This is a genomic window from Sphingobacterium sp. E70, from assembly GCF_019285695.1.
GTDB lineage: Bacteria > Bacteroidota > Bacteroidia > Sphingobacteriales > Sphingobacteriaceae > Sphingobacterium > Sphingobacterium detergens.
This window is the reverse complement of record NZ_CP079104.1, coordinates 3,614,489-3,637,992: the sequence shown is the minus strand read 5'-3', so window position 1 is coordinate 3,637,992 and position 23,504 is coordinate 3,614,489. Positions and strand designations below refer to the sequence as shown.

Annotated in this window: 17 protein-coding genes, 2 tRNA genes, 3 rRNA genes and 4 pseudogenes; 10 read left to right on the top strand and 16 right to left on the bottom strand. The window is 41.1% G+C overall.

The features are described 5' to 3' along the window. Positions 1-12 precede the first annotated feature (12 nt). Positions 13-1,291 (top strand): annotated as a pseudogene (tyrS, locus tag KUH03_RS25585) (tyrosine--tRNA ligase). Between the two features lie 3 nt (positions 1,292-1,294). On the opposite strand, the gene KUH03_RS25580 reads toward tyrS, so the two are convergent. After that, positions 1,295-1,927 carry a GNAT family N-acetyltransferase gene (locus tag KUH03_RS25580; RefSeq protein WP_257087385.1) on the bottom strand — a complete coding sequence of 211 codons (633 nt, stop codon included), beginning with the start codon at positions 1,925-1,927 and terminating at the stop codon, positions 1,295-1,297. A 424-nt stretch (positions 1,928-2,351) separates the two neighbouring features. Between KUH03_RS25580 and KUH03_RS25575 the strand changes: the two are divergent. Together KUH03_RS25575 and KUH03_RS25570 are read left to right on the top strand one after the other, a co-directional pair. Then, positions 2,352-4,930 (top strand): annotated as a pseudogene (locus KUH03_RS25575) (DNA translocase FtsK 4TM domain-containing protein). Between the two features lie 15 nt (positions 4,931-4,945). Further along, complete coding sequence (locus KUH03_RS25570; protein WP_257087384.1) at positions 4,946-5,581, top strand: outer membrane lipoprotein carrier protein LolA; 636 nt, start codon at positions 4,946-4,948, stop codon at positions 5,579-5,581. Between the two features lie 97 nt (positions 5,582-5,678). Here KUH03_RS25570 and KUH03_RS25565 read toward each other — a convergent pair whose 3' ends face one another. Continuing rightward, the gene (locus KUH03_RS25565; protein WP_257087383.1) at positions 5,679-6,350 is read right to left on the bottom strand and encodes a lytic transglycosylase domain-containing protein; all 672 of its coding nucleotides are present in this window, start codon (positions 6,348-6,350) and stop codon (positions 5,679-5,681) included. Between the two features lie 56 nt (positions 6,351-6,406). On the opposite strand from KUH03_RS25565, the gene KUH03_RS25560 reads away from it, so the two are divergent. From KUH03_RS25560 to KUH03_RS25540, 5 genes are all read left to right on the top strand, one after another. Then, positions 6,407-6,745: a hypothetical protein gene (locus KUH03_RS25560; protein ID WP_257087382.1), complete on the top strand. Its 339-nt coding sequence runs from the start codon at positions 6,407-6,409 to the stop codon at positions 6,743-6,745. Continuing rightward, on the top strand, positions 6,729-7,406 hold the full coding sequence (locus tag KUH03_RS25555) for a hypothetical protein (RefSeq protein WP_257087381.1): 678 nt from the start codon (positions 6,729-6,731) through the stop codon (positions 7,404-7,406). Before KUH03_RS25560 ends, KUH03_RS25555 begins: the two co-directional genes overlap by 17 nt. Positions 7,407-7,426: 20 nt before the next feature. Beyond that, positions 7,427-7,669 (top strand): hypothetical protein, encoded by a 243-nt coding sequence (locus KUH03_RS25550; RefSeq protein WP_257087380.1) that lies wholly within the window; start codon positions 7,427-7,429, stop codon positions 7,667-7,669. 24 nt (positions 7,670-7,693) lie between these two features. Further along, the gene (locus KUH03_RS25545; RefSeq protein WP_306429164.1) at positions 7,694-8,338 is read left to right on the top strand and encodes a pseudouridine synthase; all 645 of its coding nucleotides are present in this window, start codon (positions 7,694-7,696) and stop codon (positions 8,336-8,338) included. A gap of 143 nt (positions 8,339-8,481) precedes the next feature. Continuing rightward, a complete protein-coding gene (locus KUH03_RS25540) occupies positions 8,482-8,949 on the top strand; it encodes a nucleoside triphosphate pyrophosphohydrolase family protein (RefSeq protein WP_257087379.1) in 468 nt (155 codons plus the stop codon). 137 nt (positions 8,950-9,086) lie between these two features. Here the strand turns inward: KUH03_RS25540 and KUH03_RS25535 are convergent. The 6 genes and pseudogenes from KUH03_RS25535 to KUH03_RS25510 all read right to left on the bottom strand — a co-directional run bounded on the left by KUH03_RS25535 (position 9,087) and on the right by KUH03_RS25510 (position 15,878). Continuing rightward, positions 9,087-10,027 (bottom strand): annotated as a pseudogene (locus tag KUH03_RS25535) (TIGR01212 family radical SAM protein). 549 nt (positions 10,028-10,576) lie between these two features. Next, a 5S ribosomal RNA gene (gene rrf, locus KUH03_RS25530) occupies positions 10,577-10,688 on the bottom strand. A gap of 157 nt (positions 10,689-10,845) precedes the next feature. Next, a 23S ribosomal RNA gene (locus KUH03_RS25525) occupies positions 10,846-13,719 on the bottom strand. 269 nt (positions 13,720-13,988) lie between these two features. Next, positions 13,989-14,062, bottom strand: a tRNA-Ala gene (locus KUH03_RS25520). Positions 14,063-14,071: 9 nt separating this feature from the next. Beyond that, positions 14,072-14,145: transfer RNA gene (locus tag KUH03_RS25515), tRNA-Ile, on the bottom strand. A 208-nt stretch (positions 14,146-14,353) separates the two neighbouring features. Further along, positions 14,354-15,878, bottom strand: a 16S ribosomal RNA gene (locus tag KUH03_RS25510). The 16S, 23S and 5S rRNA genes sit together here with 2 tRNA genes alongside, the layout of an rRNA operon. Before the next feature lie 497 nt (positions 15,879-16,375). Here KUH03_RS25510 and KUH03_RS25505 point away from each other — a divergent pair. After that, entirely contained in the window at positions 16,376-16,630 is a 255-nt protein-coding gene (locus KUH03_RS25505) for a hypothetical protein (protein ID WP_257087378.1), read from the top strand. A gap of 677 nt (positions 16,631-17,307) precedes the next feature. Here the strand turns inward: KUH03_RS25505 and KUH03_RS25500 are convergent. The 6 genes from KUH03_RS25500 to KUH03_RS25475 all read right to left on the bottom strand — a co-directional run bounded on the left by KUH03_RS25500 (position 17,308) and on the right by KUH03_RS25475 (position 21,530). Further along, positions 17,308-17,577 carry a GtrA family protein gene (locus KUH03_RS25500; protein ID WP_257087377.1) on the bottom strand — a complete coding sequence of 90 codons (270 nt, stop codon included), beginning with the start codon at positions 17,575-17,577 and terminating at the stop codon, positions 17,308-17,310. A 135-nt stretch (positions 17,578-17,712) separates the two neighbouring features. Beyond that, a complete protein-coding gene (locus KUH03_RS25495) occupies positions 17,713-18,342 on the bottom strand; it encodes a CDP-alcohol phosphatidyltransferase family protein (RefSeq protein WP_257087376.1) in 630 nt (209 codons plus the stop codon). 9 nt (positions 18,343-18,351) lie between these two features. After that, entirely contained in the window at positions 18,352-19,386 is a 1,035-nt protein-coding gene (locus KUH03_RS25490) for an NAD(P)-dependent oxidoreductase (RefSeq protein WP_257087375.1), read from the bottom strand. Beyond that, entirely contained in the window at positions 19,340-19,558 is a 219-nt protein-coding gene (locus tag KUH03_RS25485) for a hypothetical protein (RefSeq protein WP_257087374.1), read from the bottom strand. The genes KUH03_RS25490 and KUH03_RS25485 overlap by 47 nt, the downstream gene beginning before the upstream one ends. Continuing rightward, positions 19,537-20,460: a hypothetical protein gene (locus KUH03_RS25480; protein WP_257087373.1), complete on the bottom strand. Its 924-nt coding sequence runs from the start codon at positions 20,458-20,460 to the stop codon at positions 19,537-19,539. Before KUH03_RS25480 ends, KUH03_RS25485 begins: the two co-directional genes overlap by 22 nt. A gap of 11 nt (positions 20,461-20,471) precedes the next feature. Beyond that, a complete protein-coding gene (locus KUH03_RS25475; protein ID WP_257087372.1) occupies positions 20,472-21,530 on the bottom strand; it encodes an aminotransferase class I/II-fold pyridoxal phosphate-dependent enzyme in 1,059 nt (352 codons plus the stop codon). Between the two features lie 548 nt (positions 21,531-22,078). Here KUH03_RS25475 and smpB point away from each other — a divergent pair. Further along, a pseudogene (gene smpB, locus KUH03_RS25470) lies at positions 22,079-22,534 on the top strand (SsrA-binding protein SmpB). Here the strand turns inward: smpB and KUH03_RS25465 are convergent. Both KUH03_RS25465 and KUH03_RS25460 read right to left on the bottom strand, forming a co-directional pair. Further along, positions 22,531-23,247 carry an AraC family transcriptional regulator gene (locus KUH03_RS25465; protein ID WP_257087371.1) on the bottom strand — a complete coding sequence of 239 codons (717 nt, stop codon included), beginning with the start codon at positions 23,245-23,247 and terminating at the stop codon, positions 22,531-22,533. The pseudogene smpB and the gene KUH03_RS25465 overlap by 4 nt on opposite strands. Beyond that, on the bottom strand, positions 23,229-23,441 hold the full coding sequence (locus tag KUH03_RS25460) for a hypothetical protein (protein WP_257087370.1): 213 nt from the start codon (positions 23,439-23,441) through the stop codon (positions 23,229-23,231). The genes KUH03_RS25465 and KUH03_RS25460 overlap by 19 nt, the downstream gene beginning before the upstream one ends. Between the last annotated feature and the right edge of the window lie 63 nt (positions 23,442-23,504).

Below are 23,504 nucleotides of genomic sequence, written 5' to 3'. Positions count from 1 at the left end.
ATCCATTTAACAATGAGCTTTGTAGAAGAATTACGTTGGAGAGGCATGCTGCAAGATATTATGCCTGGAACTGAAGACTTACTGAATAAAGAAAAAGTCGCTGGCTATATCGGCTTTGATCCCACAGGAGACTCTCTACACGTAGGACACTTAACTCAAATCATGACCTTAATCCATTTCCAAAATGCTGGGCATAAACCAGTCGCATTGGTAGGTGGTGCAACAGGAATGATTGGAGACCCTTCTTTCAAATCTGCAGAGCGTAACTTACTTGACGAAGCAACCTTACAACATAATGTTGCATGTCTGAAAAAACAGTTAGGCAAATTTCTTGAATTTGGAGAAGGCGAAAATGATGCCCAAATGGTTAATAATTACGATTGGTTCAAAGATTTCAGTTTTTTGGACTTTATCCGTGATATCGGTAAAATGATTACCGTTAACTATATGATGGCAAAGGATTCTGTAAAAAACGTTTAGAAGGAGACAATGGTCTATCATTTACAGAATTCACCTATCAATTGATTCAAGGTTACGACTTCTACTACCTGTGGAAACACCACAATTGTAAAATACAAATGGGTGGATCTGATCAATGGGGTAATATTGTCACAGGAAGTGAAATGATCCGTCGTCAAGATCAGGGAACAGCTTATGCCATTACGACACAATTGATTAAAAAAGCAGACGGCCAAAAATTCGGAAAAACAGAATCTGGAGCGGTCTGGTTAGATCCAAAGAAAACTTCGCCCTATAAATATTATCAATTTTGGTTAAACACCTCGGATGACGATGCCAAAAGCTGGATTAAGATCTTTACACTTAAACCACAGGCAGAAATAGAGACGATCATTGCGGAGCACGATGCTGCACCACATTTGCGCATTGTCCAAAAAGCGTTAGCAAAAGACATCACCATTCGCACGCATTCTGAAGAAGCTTATGAGACTGCTATTAAAACCTCTGAGTTTCTTTTTGGCAACGGCTCATTGGAATTTCTAAACGATTTAGATCACGAAGCTGTACTTGAAGTATTTGAAGGGATTCCACAATTTCAGGTAACAAGAGAAGATATAAAAGCAGGAATCAATGTCCTCGATCTGTTGGCTGTCAATACGCAAGTTTTCCTTCAAAAGGCGAAGCACGTAAAATGCTCCAAGGTGGTGGTGTGTCTATCAACCGTGAAAAAGCAACAGATATTGAACAAGTGATCACCGAAAATAATTTGGTAAACAATAAATATATTATTGCACAAAGAGGTAAGAAAAACTACTATTTGATTATTGCATAAACGTCATTTTAGGCAACAAAAATCCCTTTTACGATGTAAAAGGGATTTTTTATTGATAGTCATTAAAGTCAGTAACAATACCAATCTCATTTTAACTCCTGTTCGCTCGATCCTGGTGCTATAGTCACTTATTTTAATAGTTTTCAAAAGCGCGACGGGCAGCGCCTCGAAAATGTACTTCCCCACAATATTGATACCTAGCTTATCAAATACATGTAACATCCCACCATTATCAAAATTCGTATCCACTTTGATGCTATATATTCCATTATTTACCGCTATTTCCTCCACTCCTTGCATGATGGCTGTGCCAACGCCTTTTACATGTGGATCCTGAGCTGAGGCCAAACGATGAATGCCCACATATTCACCATCACTAAGCCATTTGCCATCAATATCATTATAAGCAGGTTCGATATCAAAAATAATAGCAACATAACCGATGATTTTATCATCAACCTCCACGACATGCCCATAGCCTTTGTCTATATCTGACTGTACTACATCTTCATTTGGATAACCATCTTGCCACTGCCGACTGCCTTGCTCCTTTCGTAATGCGATTGCCTGTTGTATAATTTCCCAAATCCGTCCTTTATCTGCCTGTTCCGCTTTTCGTATCTGAAACTTATTCATAATGCCTTAATTTGATCAGTAAAACTACATAATTTACTTTAACTGTAAAAGACAGACAAAACCACCATATTCTAATCCGCTTAGCTCAATCTTTCCAAAAATCTATTCTCAGGGCATAGTATTTGCTAGTTATAATTGCTATTATTCATTTAATAGCCTATCTGAAATTATTCGTTTATGAAAAAATTACAAACTTAAAATAATAGTGTTCATGATCTTCAAAATACTATCAAAATAACTAAGTTTGTAAGCAGTATAATTGTGAGCTTTTCAATGTCAAATAAAGGAAATACATTTAGGCAGGCAGGAAATTCAGTTTCTGGCAAGCGTGCCCCGTCAAAAGAATCGGCAACATTTAAAAAGAAAAAGTCAAACAACCAGTGTCCCTAGGGATTATTCAGATGCACAACAGAAGACTGTCAAAATTCTAGGATTTTATTGATTGTACTCTCGTTGGCTTTTGCCACTGCTTTTGTCTCTTATCTTTTACATGGGAAGATGACCAAAGTTATATCGCCAAAACAAATGGCGGTTGGGGAACCCTTTTAGTTCTTCCGAAGAAATTCATGATGAGGCTGTCGAATTACCGGTCGTTGATAATAAATTAGGAAATTCGGCGCATTACTGGCCAACCAATTTATGTATGAATGGTTTGGTGTTGCCGCTTTCCTTTTTATTCCGGTATTATTCATTTTAGGCTATCGTCTATTATTCAAAAAATCCCTGCTTCCATTATACCGTACTGTAGTTTATTCCTTTGTAGCGATTGTCTTTATCTCTGTAACATTGGGATTCTTACATGGATTTATGGCGAATACGCCCCACATGTTGGAAGGCAAGTTTGGCTTTTGGACCAATAAGCTACTGGAAGCACAAGTTGGGATTGTCGGTGTGGGTTGTATTTTAGCATTTGCTTATCTGACAACTTTGATACTATTGTACAACTTGGATTTTAAATTTGTATTATTCAGCAATCGAAAATCTAAATCTTTATCCGAAGATCTAGAGGATGAAGACGACGAAGATTCCTATACTGCTAATAACCTAAGAACCAAAGTGCATGTAGAGGATGATTCTATACAATCCGTCAGAGAATCTTTCCAACGACCAACTTCAATAAATGAAAGATTTCAATCCAGCCGGGAGAAAGATCTAAAAGAAGAGCTTGAGCGTCCTGCATTTACACATCATCCAATACCAGAAGTACAAATAGATCCAAAGGACAAAGTTGTGCTTACCTTTGATGATAGTCCTTTGGAACGTACAGAGAGTACGCCTTCCATTAGTTTTACCATTGATCAGCCAGAGGAAGAAGATACGGAAGAATTAAATAGCCCAAGTATTCAGGAAAACTACAGTCCAGCTATAACCATTACCCCTCAACCCGAGCCAGAGTTCCCTGCTGACGTTACCCTAGTACCTGGTTTGGTTGTCGAAGACATCAAAGAAGAAAAAGAAATTACAGCGAGCGACCTGGTTGCACAATTTGGTCAATATGACCCCAAATTGGACTTATCAGGCTATCAACATCCCACACTTGACCTATTACGAGATTATGGAAGTGGTAAAATTACCATCAATCAGCATGAACTTGAAGCAAACAAAAACAAAATTGTTGATACACTTAGAAACTATAGCATTGAGATTGAAAGCATAAAAGCAACAATCGGCCCTACAGTTACCTTATATGAGATTATACCGAAACCCGGTGTACGGATTTCAAAAATCAAAAATCTGGAAGATGACATTGCCTTAAGCCTTGCGGCACTTGGAATCCGGATTATTGCACCAATGCCGGGTAAAGGAACAATCGGTATTGAAGTTCCAAATTCGAATCCAGAAATGGTATCCATGCGATCTGTTTTGGCTACTGAAAAGTTCCAAAAAACAGATATGGATCTACCAATTGCATTGGGAAAAACAATTTCTAATGAGGTCTATATTGCCGATTTAGCAAAGATGCCCCACCTTCTGGTTGCAGGTGCCACAGGTCAGGTAAATCCGTTGGTATCAATGCGATTTTAACGTCTTTATTGTATAAAAAGCATCCTGCTGAGCTCAAATTTGTGCTTGTCGATCCTAAAAAGTTGAACTTTCCTATTCAAAAAAGTTGAACGTCATTTCTTGGCCAAACTACCCGATGAGGAGGAAGCGATCATTACCGATACAAAAAAGGTTATCAATACCTTAAACTCACTTTGTATCGAGATGGATCAGCGTTATGACCTGTTAAAAAATGCACAGGTTCGTAATTTAAAGGAATATAATGCAAAATTTATCAATCGCAGATTAAACCCTGAGGAGGGTCATCGATTCTTACCATATATCGTTCTTATTGTTGATGAGTTTGCCGATTTGATGATGACTGCCGGAAAAGAAGTAGAAACCCCTATTGCACGACTGGCCCAGTTGGCCCGTGCTGTAGGAATTCACTTGGTCATTGCGACCCAACGTCCTTCAGTCAATATCATTACAGGTACAATCAAAGCCAACTTCCCAGCACGTCTTGCTTTCCGTGTGTTATCAAAAGTAGACTCGCGAACTATCTTAGATACCGGCGGAGCAGATCAGTTAATTGGTCGTGGGGATATGCTGCTGGCAACCGGAAGTGATTTGATACGTATTCAGTGTGCATTTGTCGATACACCAGAAGTTGAACAGATCTCTGATTATATCGGAGCACAACGTGGCTATCCATCGGCATTTATGCTCCCAGAATACGTAGATGAAAACGGAGAAGGTTCAGGTAGCGTAGATTTTGATCCAAAAGATCGCGACCAATTGTTTGAAGACGCTGCTCGTTTGATTGTTATGCATCAACAAGGTTCTACATCTTTAATCCAACGTAAATTGAAACTGGGTTATAATAGAGCTGGACGAATCATCGATCAATTGGAAGCCGCCGGAATTGTCGGCCCATTTGAAGGAAGTAAAGCACGTGAAGTTCTTTATCCAGATGAATATTCATTAGAACAGTATTTGGAGACATTAAGAAACAATTAACATGAAAAAACAACTATGGTTAGTGCTAAGCTTTTGCTTCTCACAATGAGTCAACACAGTTATGCGCAAAATGACGCCGCAAAAGCGTTACTCAACAAAGTAAGTCAAAAATATAACGGATATAAGACAATACAAGCCGGTTTTACCTTGGACATAAAACAAGCAAATGGAAGTTCACATTCAGATGCGGGCACCTTGTATCTTGACAAGGCAAATAATAAATACCATGTCAATACCAAAAATCAAATTCTAATTTCAGATTCCAAAACACAATGGAATATTATGAAAGCAGAAAAAGAAGTCGAGATATCCGAGGCGAGTAACTCAACGAATGAGATCAACCCGACAAATATTTTCTCATTCTATACCTCGGGATTTAAGTATGCGCTAGTGGGTACAGAAAAAGTAAAAGGAATGAGTTTGAGTGTTGTGGAATTAACACCGGTTGACAGCAAAAAGAACTATTCTAAAATCAAATTACGGGTCAACAAAGTGAATAATTTGATCTACGACACGACTATCTTTGATAAGAGTGGTAATCGCTATACTTACACCTTGAATGCACAGGAAGGAAACAAGGCCATTGCATCCAGCTATTTTACCTTTAATAAAAGTAACTACAGCGGATTTGACATTGTCGACTTAAGATAAGATCTACCGTTCGGATGGATCAACTCCCAGGCCAAATAAGGCTAACAAAAAAAGATTTCTCAATGGGAAATCCTTTTTGTTAGTAGTTGCTTTCTATCTAGAGCATATTCGGCTCTCTATCCAGCGCCTCAGTGTCTTTGTCCGCATAACGCGAATAACCGTGCTTCTGTGGATGTTCGATAATCTCCTTCATTGAAACTAATTTATACACGTAAGATCCAGTCTCATTGTTCAGCTTCAAAGCAAAATAATCATCCTTCTTCTGCCTTCTTATTGAACCTTTTAAACTGCCATCGCCGACATTGTATGCCGCCGCCACTAAAGTCCAATTACCAAATTGAGCATAAAGATATTTTAAATAGCGTGCTGCTGCATGAGTGGATTTCACGAGATCTTTTCGATCATCTACAGTGCCATTGACCCTTAAGCCATACAAACGAGCTGTTGCTGGCATAAATTGCCAATAACCTCCCGCCCCTTTTGATGAAACAACAGCCTTGCTTAGGCCACTTTCAACCAATGGGATGTACTTAAAATCTTCGGGAATACCATGTGATTTCAGGATCTTGGCGATCATAGGCAAATAGGTCTCTGCCTTTTTATGCATATCATACGATCCTGTTTTTTTAAATGAAAATCTACTGAAGAACTTGCGCAATTTGCTTTCCACTAATGGACGATCCATCGGCAATGAATCTTCAGCAAATGTCAATGAACTCAGGTAAGATTCAAAAGAATTGCTTTTTCTTTTTCTCTTCGTCGCCTCCATGATGAGTTGGAATTTCGACTAACTTCGCTGCTACGATCTTATCGCTGCCAGAAGTGTTGTTGTGTGGGGTTGAGTATAATTTTGAAAGCAATAAAGCAAACAAAATCAAACTACTACATAATACTTTTTTTCTTATCATTCACTCCCTTAATGCTATCCTATCCACGAGTCAAATCGATCAAAAAATAGCTTGGTTCAAATTCGAGGGGACAAAGATAAACAGTATTTATTTAAAAACAAATAGTTACGTTACAGCTGTTTTAAAGGGCATTTTTAACGTTCAAATTGTGCAAATCCAAGAAAAGACAAAAGATAAGGATTTTTTCGCAAAACCCAAAATTATGCCTAACTTTGCAGTTCACATTTTAGCAAAACACAATGCCATTCAGCAATAAAAGGAACAGTCGTGATGACAACTCCAGAAAGTCACGGGGCAACTCAGATAGCTTCAAATCTAGAGGCGACAAGAATAATAGTTTCGGTAAAAAATCGTCCTTTGGTTCAAAGGATCAATCTGAAAGAGGTTCTTTCAGAAAAGATGACAACCGCGAGAATAGATCATTTGGATCTAATAAATACGCAGACAAACCATCCTTTAGAGGAGAAAGCAACTCCTTCCGTTCAAAAGATAATTCAGACAAGCCTTTCAACAGAGGTGGCCGTTCATTTGATAAAAATGATTCTTCGAGATCTTTTGACAAAAGAGATTCATTCAACAAATTTGATAAATCTGAGCGTTCTTTTGATAAAAAGATAATTTCAAACGTTCTGACAGAAACGATTCTTCTCGGTCTTTCGACAAAAGAGAAGGTTCATTTGATAAAAGAGATAGCTTCAAACGTTCTGATAGAAATGATTCATCAAGATCATTCGACAGAAAAGAAGGTTCTTTTGATAAAAGAGATAGCTTCAAACGCTCTGACAGAAATGATTCATCAAGATCATTCGACAGAAAAGAAGGTTCTTTTGATAAAAGAGATAGCTTCAAACGCCCTGACAGAAATGATTCATCAAGATCGTTCGACAGAAAAGAAGGTTCTTTTGATAAAGAGATAGCTTCAAACGCTCTGACAGAAATGATTCATCAAGATCGTTCGACAGAAAAGAAGGTTCTTTTGATAAAAGAGATTCATTCAAGCGTTTCGATAAGGATGACCGTTCCTCAAACAATCGCAGTAGAAGCTTTGATAAACCATCTAATAGAAAATTCGATGGAGATAGAAGCAGAAACTTTGATGAAAACAAGAGTTTTGACGATAAACAATACAGCAAACGTCCTAAGAAGAAAACCGAAACCTCAGCAGAAGATGACGGCTTAATTCGTTTAAACCGTTATATTGCCAATGCAGGTATTTGCTCGAGACGTAAAAACAGACGAATTAATTGCTGCAGGTGTAATATGGGTAAATGGTGAGGCTGTTACTGAATTAGGTACCAAAGTTGATCCAGCTACAGACGAAATCCGTTACAACAACGAGCGTTTAAAGCGTGAGAAGATGGTTTATGTTTTACTTAATAAGCCAAAAGACTACATTACAACGACAGATGATCCTCAGGAACGTCATACCGTAATGGAACTTGTATCCAAAGCAACCAAAGAACGAATCTATCCCGTAGGACGTCTTGATAGAAACACAACCGGATTACTTTTGATGACAAACGATGGCAACCTTGCGGAAAAACTTTCCCACCCACGTAATAGCATCAGTAAAATATATAATGTAGAACTTAACAAAAGTCTTACGCAAGGAGATTTCAACAAGATTAATTTTGGTATTGAACTAGAAGATGGCGTAATCAAACCGGATGATTTAAGCTATGTACAAGGCGGTTCTAAAAGAGAGATCGGAATACAGATCCACTCTGGCAAAAATCGTATCGTACGTCGTATTTTCGAATCTCTTGGTTATGACGTTGTAAAGTTAGATCGTGTCGTATATGCTAACTTGACGAAAAGGATTTACCACGTGGACGTTGGAGATATTTAGAAGAAAGAGAAATTGTTCAATTGAAACATTTGATCTAATCAAATCTCATTTGATAAATAAAATAAAGGACGGTCATTCAGTTAACCGTCCTTTATTTTTTATATTTGCACCTGAGATAAGAAGAGTATAAAAAATAAAAGAATATGACTGATCCAAAAACACTTTCATCTGTAGCGGAATTCCATAAAACATTCCAGCATCCGATCCTGGATACACCCACAATTCCTTCTGAGCAAAGATGCGCATTACGGGTTTCGTTGATAGCTGAGGAATTAAAAGAATTAGAAGAAGCTATCCAAGATAAAGATCTTGTGGAAATTGCAGATGCCCTATGTGACATTCAATACGTCCTCGCTGGAGCGGTTCTTGAATTTGGTTTAAAAGATAAATTCTCAGCACTTTTTGATGAAGTGCAACGCTCTAATATGAGTAAGGCCTGCAATGACGAAGCAGAGGCAGTCGCTACTCAAGAGCATTACAAACTTAAAGGAGTGGAATCTTACTATAAAGAAGTTGATGGAAAATTTTTGGTTTTTAGAACGGCCGACAATAAAACACTAAAATCTATCAATTATTCTCCAGCAGATCTGAAATCCATTGTCGAAGGATAATTTGACTTCCAGTACAACATAAAATAAATACGGCTTCCTTTGGGAAGCCGTATTTATTTATACTATATCAATTCCAGTAGTCTTATAGAATCGTAGAAATGAATTATCTCTTTTGCAATCGGTTGTCTATAATAAAATTAAAAGAGACTACCTTGCACGACTTTCCGTGCTTCCAGACCTTTGTCGATATAGGTTTGAATCCCTGACTTAGGCAATCCCCAATTTGGCGCTATCAATAGTTCTTTGTCTGCGATACCAAAAATACGTTGGATAATCAAATCTGGGCGTAGACGGGGTATAAATTTCGACAGGAAGTCCGTATAGCCTTCCATAGAGAATAAGTCAAAAGGTTCACGCTTATATTTTACGCCCATAATAGAGCCTTCTACAATATGCAAATGGTGCAATTTAACGAACTTAATCTGTGGGAACCGATTAATCTCGTCAGCATATTTTAACATCATCTCTTCAGTCTCCCATGGAAATCCAAAATAGTATGCACACAAAGCTCTAAAGGTGTATCCTTTAACATATCCATCGCCTTAATGAATTCATCGTGTGAGCAACCTCTATTGATCCTTTCCAAGGTATCATTATAAATCGACTCCATTCCCATTTCCAAATCCACGTCATAACGATCGGTATAAGATTCCAACAGGGCAATTTTTTCAAAGTCCAAACAATCTGGACGTGTACCCACAGAAAGACCTAGTGTATTTTCAGGATCGATGCTTAACGCTTCGTCGTACATCATCTTCAGCAAATGTGTTGGCGCATATGTATTGGTATTGGGTTGGAAATAAATAATAAATTTTTCTGCACCATAGCTGTTACGTGCGCGTTCAATCCCTGACTCCACCTGCTCACGTATAGAAGGAATTTTTCGCGCAGTATCGGGCGTAAAAGAGTCCACATTACAGTAAGTACACCCACCATAGCCTTTGCTGCCATCTCTATTGGGACAAGTGAAATTGCCATCGACAATCACTTTAAATACTTTCTGTCCGTTATATTTCTGCTTTAAATAAGCGCCGTAATGATTATACGGCTTAATTCCGTTATCCAATAATGTACCCATTGCGCCGCAAAGTTACTCAATAAAAACCATAAATAGATTACTACTCAGGAACAAAGCGTTATAACATCGTCCATTCTTCTGTCATTTTTGTCTTGGCGGGACCAGTAATCGCTGGGAAATATATTACCAAAAATATAGCGCAGCACCTTCGATCATGGCCATGCAGATTTCTACCGGATAGTACGGTTACGGAGCCCTATTCTTCTGTGACATTGGGGAGCAGGGGCATCGTTCTTCTATAATCTTTTGGATAGTACCTAAACAGAGTCATAGTGCAGCACCTTAGAGCGGTGCCATACAGGCTTGCACCTGACAGTGCTATTCCTGAGCGGAGTCTTTTGTGTGGCCTTTGGGAGTGGATCCCAGTCTCGCTTTTGGGGCCAGAGCCATACAGCTTTGTACCAGACAATAGGGTTGCCGAACATATGTGCCTCTTTTCCGAGCGTCACCCAGTGGGCTTTATCCCGGCCCCATTGATCTTTGGAACCTTTTGGGAAGTATGTAAACGAAAGAAGCCCTTGACTGTTTCCAGCAAGGGCTTCCGTGTAAAAAAGGCACCGACCTACTCTCCCACCTGTTACGGCAATACCATCGGCTCTGGCGGGCTTGACTGCTCTGTTCGGAATGGGAAGAGGTAGACACCGCCGATATAGGCACCTAAAGTTTTTTTAGATGTGAGATAGGAGATATGAGTACCGAGATCCTTTCAGGTCCCACATAGCTCTGCTCCATGCACACGTCTAACTGACATATATATTGAAAGAGTTTCGTTTCCTTTGTTTCAAAAATTAAAGAGGAAGACAACAGTGTGTCTCTGCATGAGAAAGCTTCGGGCTATTAGTACCACTTGGCTTTGGTCTCTCAACCTTTACACCTATGGCCTATCAACGTAGTCATCTTCTACGACCCTATAAGGAAGTCTCATCTCGTGGCTAGTTTCGCACTTAGATGCTTTCAGCGCTTATCTATTCCAGACGTAGCTACCCTGCCGTACACCTGGCGGCATAACAGGTTCACCAGAGGTCTGTCCAACCCGGTCCTCTCGTACTAAGGTCAGATCCACTCAAACTTCCAACGCCCACAACAGATAGGGACCGAACTGTCTCGCGACGTTCTGAACCCAGCTCGCGTGCCACTTTAATGGGCGAACAGCCCAACCCTTGGGACCTTCTCCAGCCCCAGGATGTGACGAGCCGACATCGAGGTGCCAAACCTCCCCGTCGATATGAGCTCTTGGGGAGATCAGCCTGTTATCCCCAGCGTACCTTTTATCCTTTGAGCGATGGCCCTTCCATACAGAACCACCGGATCACTATGTCCGTCTTTCGACCCTGTTCGACTTGTCGGTCTCACAGTCAAGCAAGCTTATGCCATTGCACTCCGCGTACGGTTACCAAGCGTACTGAGCTTACCTTTGAAAGCCTCCGTTACCTTTTTGGAGGCGACCACCCCAGTCAAACTACCCACCAAACAATGTCCTCCCCATTAGGGAGTTAGAAACCGAATACAGAAAGGGCGGTATTTCAAGGTTGATTCCACGTATCCTGGCGAACACGCTTCAACATCTCCCGCCTATCCTACACATCCTGTACCCAATCTCAATGTTAAGCTATAGTGAAGGTGCATGGGGTCTTTCCGTCCCGTTGCGGGTAATCGGCGTCTTCACCGATACCACAATTTCACCGAGCTCATGGCTGAGACAGCGCCCAGATCGTTACACCATTCGTGCAGGTCGGAACTTACCCGACAAGGAATTTCGCTACCTTAGGACCGTTATAGTTACGGCCGCCGTTTACTGGGGCTTCGATTCAATGCTTCTCTTACGATGACATCCCCTCTTAACCTTCCAGCACCGGGCAGGTGTCAGGCCTTATACCTCATCTTGCGATTTTGCAAAGCCATATGTTTTTGTTAAACAGTCGCCTGGGCCTTTTCACTGCGGCTGCTCATCGCTGAGACAGCGCCCCTTCTCCCGAAGTTACAGGGCCATTTTGCCGAGTTCCTTAGCCATGACTCACTCGAGCACCTTAGGATTCTCTCCTCGACCACCTGTGTCGGTTTGCGGTACGGGTCTTCATAACCTGAAGCTTAGCGGGTTTTCTTGGAAGTCTGTTTACCTGCTCTATCAGCGCCACCGAAGCTTTGCTGTACTATTGGGTTTCAGCAGGGTCGGCGGATTTGCCTACCGTCCCTATACCTACGCCTTTCAACGAACTATTCCGTCAGTTCGCGGCAGTGTCACTACTCCGTCACCACATCGCAGTTATGAAGAGTACTGGAATATTAACCAGTTGTCCATCGGCTTGCCCCTTCGGGTGCGCCTTAGGTCCCGACTGACCCTGATCCGATTAACGTTGATCAGGAAACCTTGGTCTTTCGGTGGGCGGGTTTCCCACCCGCCTTATCGTTACTTATGCCTACATTTGCTTTTCCATACGGTCCAACACCCATTACCAGATATCTTCGCCCCATATGGAATGCTCCCTACCAGATGCACATAAGTGCAAATCCATAGCTTCGGTACCGTTCTTGATGCCCGTTTATTATCCACGCCCGGCCGCTCGACTAGTGAGCTGTTACGCACTCTTTAAATGAATGGCTGCTTCCAAGCCAACATCCTAGCTGTCTGGGCAACCGGACCTCGTTAGTTCAACTTAGAACGAATTTGGGGACCTTAGCTGATGGTCTGGGTTCTTTCCTCTCGGCCTTGGACCTTAGCACCCAAAGCCTCACTGCCGGCCATATTTAATAGCATTCGGAGTTCGTCTGGATTTGGTAGGATTTGACTCCCCGCACCCAATCGGTAGCTCTACCTCTATTAAACTCGATGCCGACGCTGTTCCTAAAAACATTTCGGGGAGTACGAGCTATTTCCCAGTTTGATTGGCCTTTCACCCCTACCCTCAGGTCATCCGGAAACTTTTCAACGTTTATCGGTTCGGTCCTCCATTACATGTTACTGCAACTTCAACCTGCCCAAGGGTAGATCACAAGGTTTCGCGTCTACCTCATCTGACTATGCGCCCTATTAAGACTCGCTTTCGCTTCGGCTGCGTCCCTGAAGGACTTAACCTTGCCAGACAAGAGTAACTCGTAGGCTCATTATGCAAAAGGCACGCTGTCACAGGACCTGCCTGCTCCAACCGCTTGTAAGCACACGGTTTCAGGTTCTTTTCACTCCCCTGTTCGGGGTTCTTTTCACCTTTCCCTCACGGTACTGGTTCACTATCGGTCTCTCAGGAGTATTTAGCCTTACCAGATGGTGCTGGTGGATTCCCACAGGATTTCTCCGGTCCCGCGGTACTCAGGATACCACTATGTCAACATTCTTTACCTGTACGGGGCTCTCACCCTTATTGCGCAGTTTCCCACCTGCTTCCAGTTCATAGCGCTGTACAATGTCGTGGTCCTACAACCCCGACCATGCCGTAACATGATCGGTTTGGGCTCTTTCCCGTTCGCTCGCCACTACTTGGGAAATCATTGTTATTTTCTTCTCCTACGCCTACTTAGATGTTTCAGTTCAGCGCGTTCGCGTATCATACGACTATTCTTCAAATAGTCAGGTTGCCCCATTCGGAAATCTCTGGATCAAGTCGCATTTGCCAATCCCCAAAGCTTATCGCAGCTTATCACGTCCTTCTTCGCCTCTGAGAGCCTAGGCATCCCCGTGTGCCCTTATTTACTTTCTTCACCGGCATAGCCTTTTGCTACTATGCGGCTGCTTTTGATATATATACCGATATGCTACGCAAAGATTCGTTCGGCCTGGACCGAGGGTCTCCTCCCTACATCAGACACATATCAGCATTGTCTCTATACTGTTGTCTTCTCTTGTAATTTTTTTCTCTTTCAATATGTCAAAGAACTCTTTTTTTTTTTTTTAGATAGGAGATTTTAGATCTGAGATATCAGACCTTGTATGGTCTGTTATCTTGCTCTATCTTTCCTCCAAAAAACGTGGAGAATAACGGATTCGAACCGTTGACCCCCTGCGTGCAAGGCAGGTGCTCTAGCCAGCTGAGCTAATTCCCCTTTTTTTCGTAGTCCCGAGCAGATTTGAACTGCTGACCCCTACATTATCAGTGTAGTGCTCTAACCAACTGAGCTACGGGACTAGCTATTCTGTTCATCTATCTCTCTCGGTCCTGCTCCTTATAGGGGCGGGCACTTTCTTCTGATGTTTCCTTTTTTAGTAGTGAGTAGTCTGTAACGGGTATCGGGATCCTTTATGTCGCCATAAAATCATCTCAATACTCAATTCTCATATCTCAATACTATAATCAATCATATGTACGTGACGAGCACCGATCTTCGATACTCTAGAAAGGAGGTATTCCAGCCGCACCTTCCGGTACGGCTACCTTGTTACGACTTAGCCCCAATTATCGGTTTTACCCTAACACGCTCCTTGCGGTCACATGCTTTAGGTACCCCCAACTTTCATGGCTTGACGGGCGGTGTGTACAAGGCCCGGGAACGTATTCACCGCGTCATTGCTGATACGCGATTACTAGCGAATCCAACTTCATGGGGTCGAGTTGCAGACCCCAATCCGAACTGTGAATGGCTTTTAGAGATTAGCATCATATTGCTATGTAGCTGCCCGCTGTACCATCCATTGTAGCACGTGTGTAGCCCCGGACGTAAGGGCCATGATGACTTGACGTCGTCCCCACCTTCCTCTCTGTTTGCACAGGCAGTCTGTTTAGAGTCCCCACCTTAAATGCTGGCAACTAAACATAGGGGTTGCGCTCGTTGCGGACTTAACCCAACACCTCACGGCACGAGCTGACGACAGCCATGCAGCACCTAGTTTCGTGTCCCGAAGGACGGATGCGTCTCTGCATCCTTCACTAACTTTCAAGCCCGGGTAAGGTTCCTCGCGTATCATCGAATTAAACCACATGCTCCTCCGCTTGTGCGGGCCCCCGTCAATTCCTTTGAGTTTCACCCTTGCGGGCGTACTCCCCAGGTGGATAACTTAACGCTTTCGCTTGGACGCTGGCTGTCTATCGCCAACATCGAGTTATCATCGTTTAGGGCGTGGACTACCAGGGTATCTAATCCTGTTCGATCCCCACGCTTTCGTGCATCAGCGTCAATACCAGCTTAGTGAGCTGCCTTCGCAATCGGAGTTCTAAGACATATCTATGCATTTCACCGCTACTTGTCTTATTCCGCCCACTTCAAATGGATTCAAGCCCATCAGTATCAAAGGCACTGCGATGGTTGAGCCACCGTATTTCACCCTGACTTAATAGGCCGCCTACGCACCCTTTAAACCCAATAAATCCGGATAACGCTCGGATCCTCCGTATTACCGCGGCTGCTGGCACGGAGTTAGCCGATCCTTATTCTTCCAGTACATTCAGCTCTCTACACGTAAAGAGGTTTATTCCTGGACAAAAGCAGTTTACAACCCATAGGGCAGTCATCCTGCACGCGGCATGGCTGGTTCAGGCTTCCGCCCATTGACCAATATTCCTTACTGCTGCCTCCCGTAGGAGTCTGGTCCGTGTCTCAGTACCAGTGTGGGGATTCTCCTCTCAGAGCCCCTAGACATCGTCGCCTTGGTAAGCCGTTACCCTACCAACTAGCTAATGTCACGCGAGCCCATCTCTATCCTATAAATATTTAATATCCAACTGATGCCAATCAGATATATTATGCGGTGTTAATCTCTCTTTCGAGAGGCTATCCCCTGATAGAGGTAGGTTGCTCACGCGTTACGCACCCGTGCGCCACTCTCACCATCTTCGAGCAAGCTCTCCGATGGATCCCGTCCGACTTGCATGTATTAGGCCTGCCGCTAGCGTTCATCCTGAGCCAGGATCAAACTCTCCATTGTAAAATGAAGTTTTTGATTCCAACTATTTACATAATCAGAATTCTTTTTTATATCTCTGATCTTGGATCGAATTGAACGAATTGCTTGAATTTGTTCATGACTTTCGTTTTGTCTACTCGTCACGCTTACATGATTGTGTTTTCTTAAAGAACTTATCTCGCTTCAACTTCCGTATCCGCTATATTCCGATGAGCATTGCGCTCCTCTTTATCTTTTTTGTTTCCCTCCGTTTCCGTTGGGACTGCAAAGGTAGAAATCTTTTTGAACTTCCAAAAACTTTTGAAGTTTTTTTTCTTTTCTTTTTCTGATTTCCGCGTTTAAAATAATCTGAACGGGATTTTAAATCCTGTCGCGCTTACCTAAACCCTTCTTTTTTTTCATGGTCTCTTCTTTCGAAGCAACCGTCCCTCCCTTGCGGAGTGGTGCAAAGATAGGGAGTTTTATAATCACTTCCAAGCCTTTTGTTCTTATTTATTTCATTTTGCCGCTAACTCGCTGTGAACTTGGCGGATTCTTTTTGTGAAACAGGATCCCGGGGGCTCCGGGGACAAAAAAGGCGGGTTATATCAGAATATGCACTGGATCTGCAGTGGATAAGCCGTGGAAAGGCGGCGCAAGGGGATGGTGGAACCGCAGCGGATACGCAGTGGAAAGGCAGGATTGCCTATGGGCTAGACTTACGCCACAGCAGCGCAGAACCGGGGAATCCGGCGAAAAGTCGCAGCAAGGCCAGCTATACGAAAAAACAGTGAAGGGAGAAAAGTGCATGGGCAGCGGGAATCAGAACCGGAGAATGGACATCTCAGCGAACCCCTGAAAAACAGTTGCCCGGAACAGAAAAAAATCCGAGGGGACGGTCTCCAAGCCGGGATAACGGACAGGCGGCGGATAGACAGGCCTAAAAACCGCAGCAAAAAAACCCACCACCATAGAAAAACAGCCCGAAAACAGGGGCTCAGGGTAAGGACAAATCCAGAGTTTAGTTAGGGTTTGTTTAGGTTTAGTTTAGGTATTCCTTAGGTTTTGTTTAGGTTTTAGCTAAACTAAACCTAACTATATGCTAACCTAAATCTAAGCTAGCTCTAACTTCATAGTTAATCAATATAGCAGCAAGTAATAAGATGACCAAATGGCCTTAGCTTTACGGAAAAGAATATAGCTGTTCACAGTGTGTTGATCAATGAAAATCTAAAAAAGCGGAGGTCGGAAATAAAAACAAACATTGAACCCCACCACAAATAACCAGGAGTTATCAACAAGGGATTACAATTTCAAGAACTTAAAATTAAAAAAGGATTAGGTGTTCGAAAAAAAGTTATGCAAAAAAACAGCATTAGGCTGAACTATATTGTCTAATCGACAAGAAAGGAGAAAAAATCACTTCCCTTCACCTTTAAAAACCCAAAACGCTGAAGCGTATAATTAAAGCCTAGAGAAACAAGCAACTCGACAAGTAACTTCGAAAACAAAAATTGAAATGATATACATCCACCAGGAAGTGAATGCCAGTAGATTTAAGCAGAATACTACCACAGACAACAATCACAAACTTCCATAACTGGCTACCTACAGAATTTTGCGTGCTACCAAAAGACCAATACCGATTGATCAAGAAATTTACGACAGCACCTAGACTGCCACTGATTGCATTAGAAAAAGGAGCGCTAATATGCAGCAATTTATAACAGGCAGAATACACCCCAAAATCAAACAATCCGCCTAAAAGGCGGAAAGTTGTGCTTTTAAAAAAGTAATCACCTTTGAAGACATATTTATTCCACCTCCTCTTGCTGCTTTTTTAATTTGTCTTCCTTATCCTTTGCATCGCCCAATTTCAACAAAGACGCGTATCATTTGCATTGATAATAAAAAGTAAAATGCAAATGACGAATACACACCAATTAATAGAACCAGGCACGAAAACCTCTAATAACATCACTAAAGCGATAATGACACGTATTTCTGTTGGACCGAGTATCCCGGCATCTATCGTATATTTATCTGTAATCCTATACCTAAGTTGTGATATAATCATTGCCCATCCATATAACGAGACCAAAGTAAAGCCCAGATACTTATAGTCACCAGTCGTATAAAGCACATACCCTAATCCGATAAAGACTGTACTAATCCAATCCATTACGATATCCAACGCAAATCCATACCAACGGCGCGATTTATTCCGATAAAAAGCTATACGCCCATCTAATGAATCACCAAACCATTGAACGAAAAAACCGGGTATACCCAGAAGTAAATAGCGAATATCCACGTATTCTGCAAGTATAAAGCTCCCTAAAACCATTAACGAGCCAAAAAAACCGATCGCTGTAAGGCCATCCGAAGTAATCCAATTAGGAACCCTAGGTACAAGGTATGTAATCAACTTTTGTTCGGGTTCACTTAAGATATTTGTTCTCTTTCTATCCTGAAAAAGTTTTTTATTTATTTTTAACTCACTCATTATCTGCGATTATAGCCATTTATTTTCTTTATACCAAGCCAATGCCTCCATTAAGCCTTTCTTCAAATCATATTTAGGTTGGTATTGTAGCTGACGTTGAGCCGCCGAGATATCACAGCCCCAGTTTTCAGCTGTAAGTTCATTCAATCGCTCTGGATATAGTACAGGTATTGTTTTTGAATTTTTATATACACGTTCAAAGATTACTGCTACCGCTTTTACGACCCCTAATGGAATATGTATTCGGATCATTTTCTTTTGCGTGAACTCTTTGAAAAATTTTGCCATTTCATATCTGTCATAGACCTGACCATCACTCAGATTGTATACTCTTTTCCCTCCTTGATCGGAACGACAGGCATTTAAAATCGCTTGAACTAAATCTGTCACATAAATAAAGCTAAGTTTCTGAGGAGATCTTCCAACATAAGCATCCATTCCACCGTTCATTGTCTTGAAAAGAATAAAAATATCTTTCTCTCTGGGACCATATACCGCTGTAGGCCGTAAAATTGTCACTGGTTGACCCTCAAACTCACTCAATGCGAGTTCCGCCTTCCTTTTGCTTCGACCATAAGCTGTAACTGGACAATAGGGATTGCGTTCATCAATTAAATTGGATGCATAAGGAACAGGTCCTATCGCTGCAAGACTACTTACAAATACAAATCTGCGGATTGGGTTTTCCAATGAAAAACAAGCCGACGCCAGGTTTTTGGTATAACCAACATTGACCTTTTCGAGATCTTCTTCGCGTTTGGCGCGCGTCATTGCCGCCGCATGTACGACGTAGGTGTAGTTTTCCGATTCTAATAAAGCTTTGATGGAAGCTTCATCAGTGAAATCAGGATAAACAAATTTATCCACAACAGAACGAATTTCTGAAACATCACTCGACTTTCTAACGGCAGCATGAACTTCCATCCCTGCTTCCTTTGCCGCTCTTGTCAAATGATAGCCTACAAAACCACTCGCTCCGGTGATTAATACTTTTCTATCATAATGATTTTTGATACAAACGATAACGTTTGTACAATTCTCCATTCATTTGTTCAATAGCGTGGTTCATCATGTAATTATGCTCCAACATCCATGAACATTCGGCCCCCTTAATATTAGAATCTTTTGATTCTTTTATAATTCGGCCATACAAACATGCTTCAATACCAAGCTTACGGTAGTCTTCCAATACCCCTAACATGAGTACACGAAGCAAGTTGATTTTTTCTTGCCAAATAACAATTTAAAAATACCTGTAGGAAGTAGACGTCCTCGCTTCACTTTGATAAGGATCTGATTGATATCTGGTATCCCTAGACCAAAGCCAACAAGCTCACCATCTTTCTCCGCAACGATAGCAAAACGTGGATCGAGAATCATTTTTAAATCTTTGGCCGTATAATTAAATTCATCCTCTGTCATCGGAACAAAACCCGAATTTTTATCCCATGCTCTATTATAAATGTCACGAACTTTTGCTGCCTCGTTTTTAAAATCCTTCACATTGAATTGACGCAATGTAATGCCAGATCTTTTCAAACGCTCTTCCAGCCTATCCAAAAGCAATACAGAACGCTTATCCGCAGACTTTTCCATAACCAAATAAGCTCTCAAATCCACTTTATGTCCATAGCCTGAATTGGTAATCAAGTCGATGTAATAAGGTGAATTGTAGGGCATCATGGCCACTGGAGGCTTATCAAAACCGTCAACCAATAAACCAACGGTATCATTGGTCGATAAATTGATCGGCCCAACGATCGTATCCCCTCCTTTAGCTTTAACCCATTTTTCTGCAGTTTCAAATAACGCGTTTGCGACTTCTTGATCATCTATACAATCGAAAAAACCCCACTGTCCTTCATTGACATGATTAAAGGCATTATGGTTGTTGTTCCAGATGGCACATATACGACCGACAATCTTATCGTTACGATAAGCTAGAAAAGGTTGTGCTTGGGAATGTTTATAAAAGGGATGCTTGTCAGGGGAAAGCAAATCGTTTTGTTCAAGAAATAAGGCAGGTACATAATTAGGATTTCCCTCATAGAGACTATGAGGGAAATCTATAAACAGCCGTCTTTGTTTCTTTGTTTCAACGGGTACAATCTGAATCATACGATTAGATTTTATATTAATGTTTCAACTTCAGCTTGTTTGAATACTTTAACCATCTTCTCAATTGCTTCATCGATTTGGTCATAAGTATGTGTCGCCATCAATGAAAAACGGATCAAAGACTCTTCCGCAGGAACTGCCGGAGAAACAACTGGATTAACGAATACACCATCATCTTGGAGCATTTTAGTTACCCAGAACGTTTTTTCATTGCTACGGATAAATATAGGCAAAATAGGACTTTCCGTAGCACCTAGATCAAAGCCATGATCTAATAATTGTGCTTTGGCATAATCTGTATTTTTCCACAATTTTTCGATGTGTTCAGGTTCATTTTGAATAATCTCTAACGCCTTCAGTGTAGAAGCAACAGATGCTGGCGTCATTGACGCACTAAACATTACCGAACGTGCATTGTGTTTCAAGAAATCAATCACATCAGCATCACCCGCTACGAATCCACCTAAAGAAGCTAATGATTTACTAAAAGTACCCATGATCAAATCTACATCGTCATTAAGTCCAAAATGTGAGGCTGTACCAGCCCCTTTGTGCCCAATAACACCTAAGCTATGTGCATCATCTACCATAACAGCAGCATCAAACTCATTAGCTATTGTAGTAAGCTCCGGTAAGTTAACAATATCACCTTCCATACTAAAGATACCGTCAGTACAAATTAATTTTGCGCTTTCTTCAGGTAATCTAGATAATTTAGCACGTAAATCGTCCATATTATTGTGACCGTATTTGATCACTTTTGCAAATGACAAACGGCTACCATCAATAATTGACGCATGATCACGTTCATCAAGCAAAATATAATCATTACGTCCCATCAGACAAGACAATGGTCCAAGATTTGATTGGAAACCTGTACTAAATAGAATCGCGGCCTCTTTACCCACATAAGCAGATAGTTTTTCTTCCAGTTCTACGTGAATATCCAACGTACCGTTTAAGAAACGCGATCCAGCACATCCAGTACCATATTTTTCCAAAGCATCTTGCGCTGCTTTTATAATACGTATATCAGTCGTTAACCCTAAATAAGAGTTAGAACCGAACATCAATACACGTCTACCATCGATTTTTACCTCGGTATCTTGCTTTGATTGAATAGGTCTAAAATAGGCATATAAGCCTTTAGCTTTTAACTCCTCTACAATCTTAAATTGCGATATTTTTCGCCTAACTTTCCTTTACTCATGCGATAAAAAGGTATTTCTAAAACTATTTCTAACTTTTAGATGTTATTGTAACAAACAAAATTCTCGAATTGGACTTTTATATAAAAACTCTGTCTTCGAATAAAAATCTGTTCTACCCACAATGTAAGCTAAAATTCTACGTTGTATATATTCACAATAATTCCAAAAACGTTGCAAACATACGAAAACATAATCTGACTTTCACTTAAATTTAGTCATATTTTTAACACATCGCCCAAAACAGTTAATTTTATTTTAATACTCCGCTAACATCTCCCCACACAATTCTACTATAAAATAAGACAATTTTAATAATTATATTTGCGAACTATAAATTATCCTATAATTAGTTACATTTAGGTTCATTGCACTAGCAATGGTATAGACTTACTAATATACAACAATATATGGCTTTATCTTCAGATATCAATATAAAAAAATAAAAAAGCTTCTTTTGAGTATCATCTACTGGACAAATACGTCGCTGGAATTCGACTACTAGGCACAGAAATAAAATCAATACGTGAGGGAAAAGCAAATATCAACGATAGTTTCTGCAGTTTCTTTAACGACGGCCTTTACATTCGTAATATGCATATTGCCGAATATTCCATGGGCTCATTTTATAACCACGAAGCAAAACGCGACCGTCAGCTTTTGCTGACAAAAAGAGAATTGAAAAAATTAAAAGAAAAAGGCGAGGAACGTGGTTTTACAATTGTTCCATTGCGCATATTTATCAGTTCACGCGGATTTGCAAAAGTTGAAATTGCTTTAGCACAAGGTAAAAAGATTTTGATAAACGGGAAAATATAAAGGAAAGAGATGTCAAACGTGAGCTCGATCGCGTCATGAAATTCTAAGGCCATCTTTGCGCCAGGACGAATGCTCCTGGCGTGATACCCACCCTATTTTTAAACAGCCGAACGAAATAATTAACATCGTTGAAGCCTGCCCCAAAACAGGATTCCTTTACATTTCGAGTCAAGAGCAAAAGCTGCTTTGCTTTACCAATACGTTGCTGAATCACATATTCCATTGGGCTCAGCCCGAGTTCTCGATTGAACATTCGAGTCAAACTTGCCTTGCTCATATGAGCGACCTTCTCCAATAAGTCTATGGATATTTTCTCGGTGATATTCCTACGAATAAACTCCTGTAAATGAACAAGTACTTTGTTGGGCGATTTCCCCACCTTCAATGCCATAAGAGACTGTGACTGCAGCAATCGAATTGTGAGCTCCTTAAATGTCAGATCTGCCAAAACATCTTTAAGCGGATTTTCACTTATAATAATCTGAAACAATTTATTAACAAGTTCGGCCAGTTCGTTCGAATTGTAAAGATGAAAAAGCTCAGGATCAATATGCCAGCGGCCCAACTGTTCCTTTGGATAAAATTCATTTAAATAATCCAATACAGCTTCTATTTTCTCCTTTCGGATGGTGAGGGCCGAACACTGCGTAGGTCGCTCCAATGTAGCTTCCGGAAAGTCAATATGCATACCGACCATGGCCGGTAATACGATCATCTGCCCGGGCAGATAATCAAAAGCTTTCATATGATCCAAGTGCATAATTTTCTTCCCTGGATCATATTGATCATCACCAGGTCATCAAACCGTAGGGGTACATGCTCCGAAACACGGTATGTCTCATATATATTCAGTTCTAGGCTATCCAATGTAAACGCGCGTCGGTTTTCCACCAGCGTACTGAGTTCCCTTCCCTGAGAAAATGGTAACGTATGAATCAGTGTCCTATCTCTCATATCGCATCAACTAAATATAATTGGAAATCAATCAAATATAACAAAAAAATCCAAGCATTTGTT

What these genes read in the sequence shown, in the direction of transcription:
- KUH03_RS25565 (WP_257087383.1), bottom strand. Translation starts at nt 6,350, where the DNA reads ATGGAGGCGACGAAGAGAAAAAGAAAAAGCAATTCTTTTGAATCTTAC.
- KUH03_RS25555 (WP_257087381.1), top strand. Translation starts at nt 6,729, where the DNA reads ATGCCATTCAGCAATAAAAGGAACAGTCGTGATGACAACTCCAGAAAG.
- KUH03_RS25475 (WP_257087372.1), bottom strand. Translation starts at nt 21,530, where the DNA reads ATGTTCGGTTCTAACTCTTATTTAGGGTTAACGACTGATATACGTATT.
- KUH03_RS25550 (WP_257087380.1), top strand. Translation starts at nt 7,427, where the DNA reads ATGATTCATCAAGATCGTTCGACAGAAAAGAAGGTTCTTTTGATAAAA.
- KUH03_RS25545 (WP_306429164.1), top strand. Translation starts at nt 7,694, where the DNA reads ATGCAGGTATTTGCTCGAGACGTAAAAACAGACGAATTAATTGCTGCA.
- KUH03_RS25570 (WP_257087384.1), top strand. Translation starts at nt 4,946, where the DNA reads ATGGTTAGTGCTAAGCTTTTGCTTCTCACAATGAGTCAACACAGTTAT.
- KUH03_RS25490 (WP_257087375.1), bottom strand. Translation starts at nt 19,386, where the DNA reads ATGGAGAATTGTACAAACGTTATCGTTTGTATCAAAAATCATTATGAT.
- KUH03_RS25460 (WP_257087370.1), bottom strand. Translation starts at nt 23,441, where the DNA reads ATGAGAGATAGGACACTGATTCATACGTTACCATTTTCTCAGGGAAGG.
- KUH03_RS25540 (WP_257087379.1), top strand. Translation starts at nt 8,482, where the DNA reads ATGACTGATCCAAAAACACTTTCATCTGTAGCGGAATTCCATAAAACA.
- KUH03_RS25480 (WP_257087373.1), bottom strand. Translation starts at nt 20,460, where the DNA reads ATGATTCAGATTGTACCCGTTGAAACAAAGAAACAAAGACGGCTGTTT.
- KUH03_RS25495 (WP_257087376.1), bottom strand. Translation starts at nt 18,342, where the DNA reads ATGAGTGAGTTAAAAATAAATAAAAAACTTTTTCAGGATAGAAAGAGA.
- KUH03_RS25580 (WP_257087385.1), bottom strand. Translation starts at nt 1,927, where the DNA reads ATGAATAAGTTTCAGATACGAAAAGCGGAACAGGCAGATAAAGGACGG.
- KUH03_RS25465 (WP_257087371.1), bottom strand. Translation starts at nt 23,247, where the DNA reads ATGCACTTGGATCATATGAAAGCTTTTGATTATCTGCCCGGGCAGATG.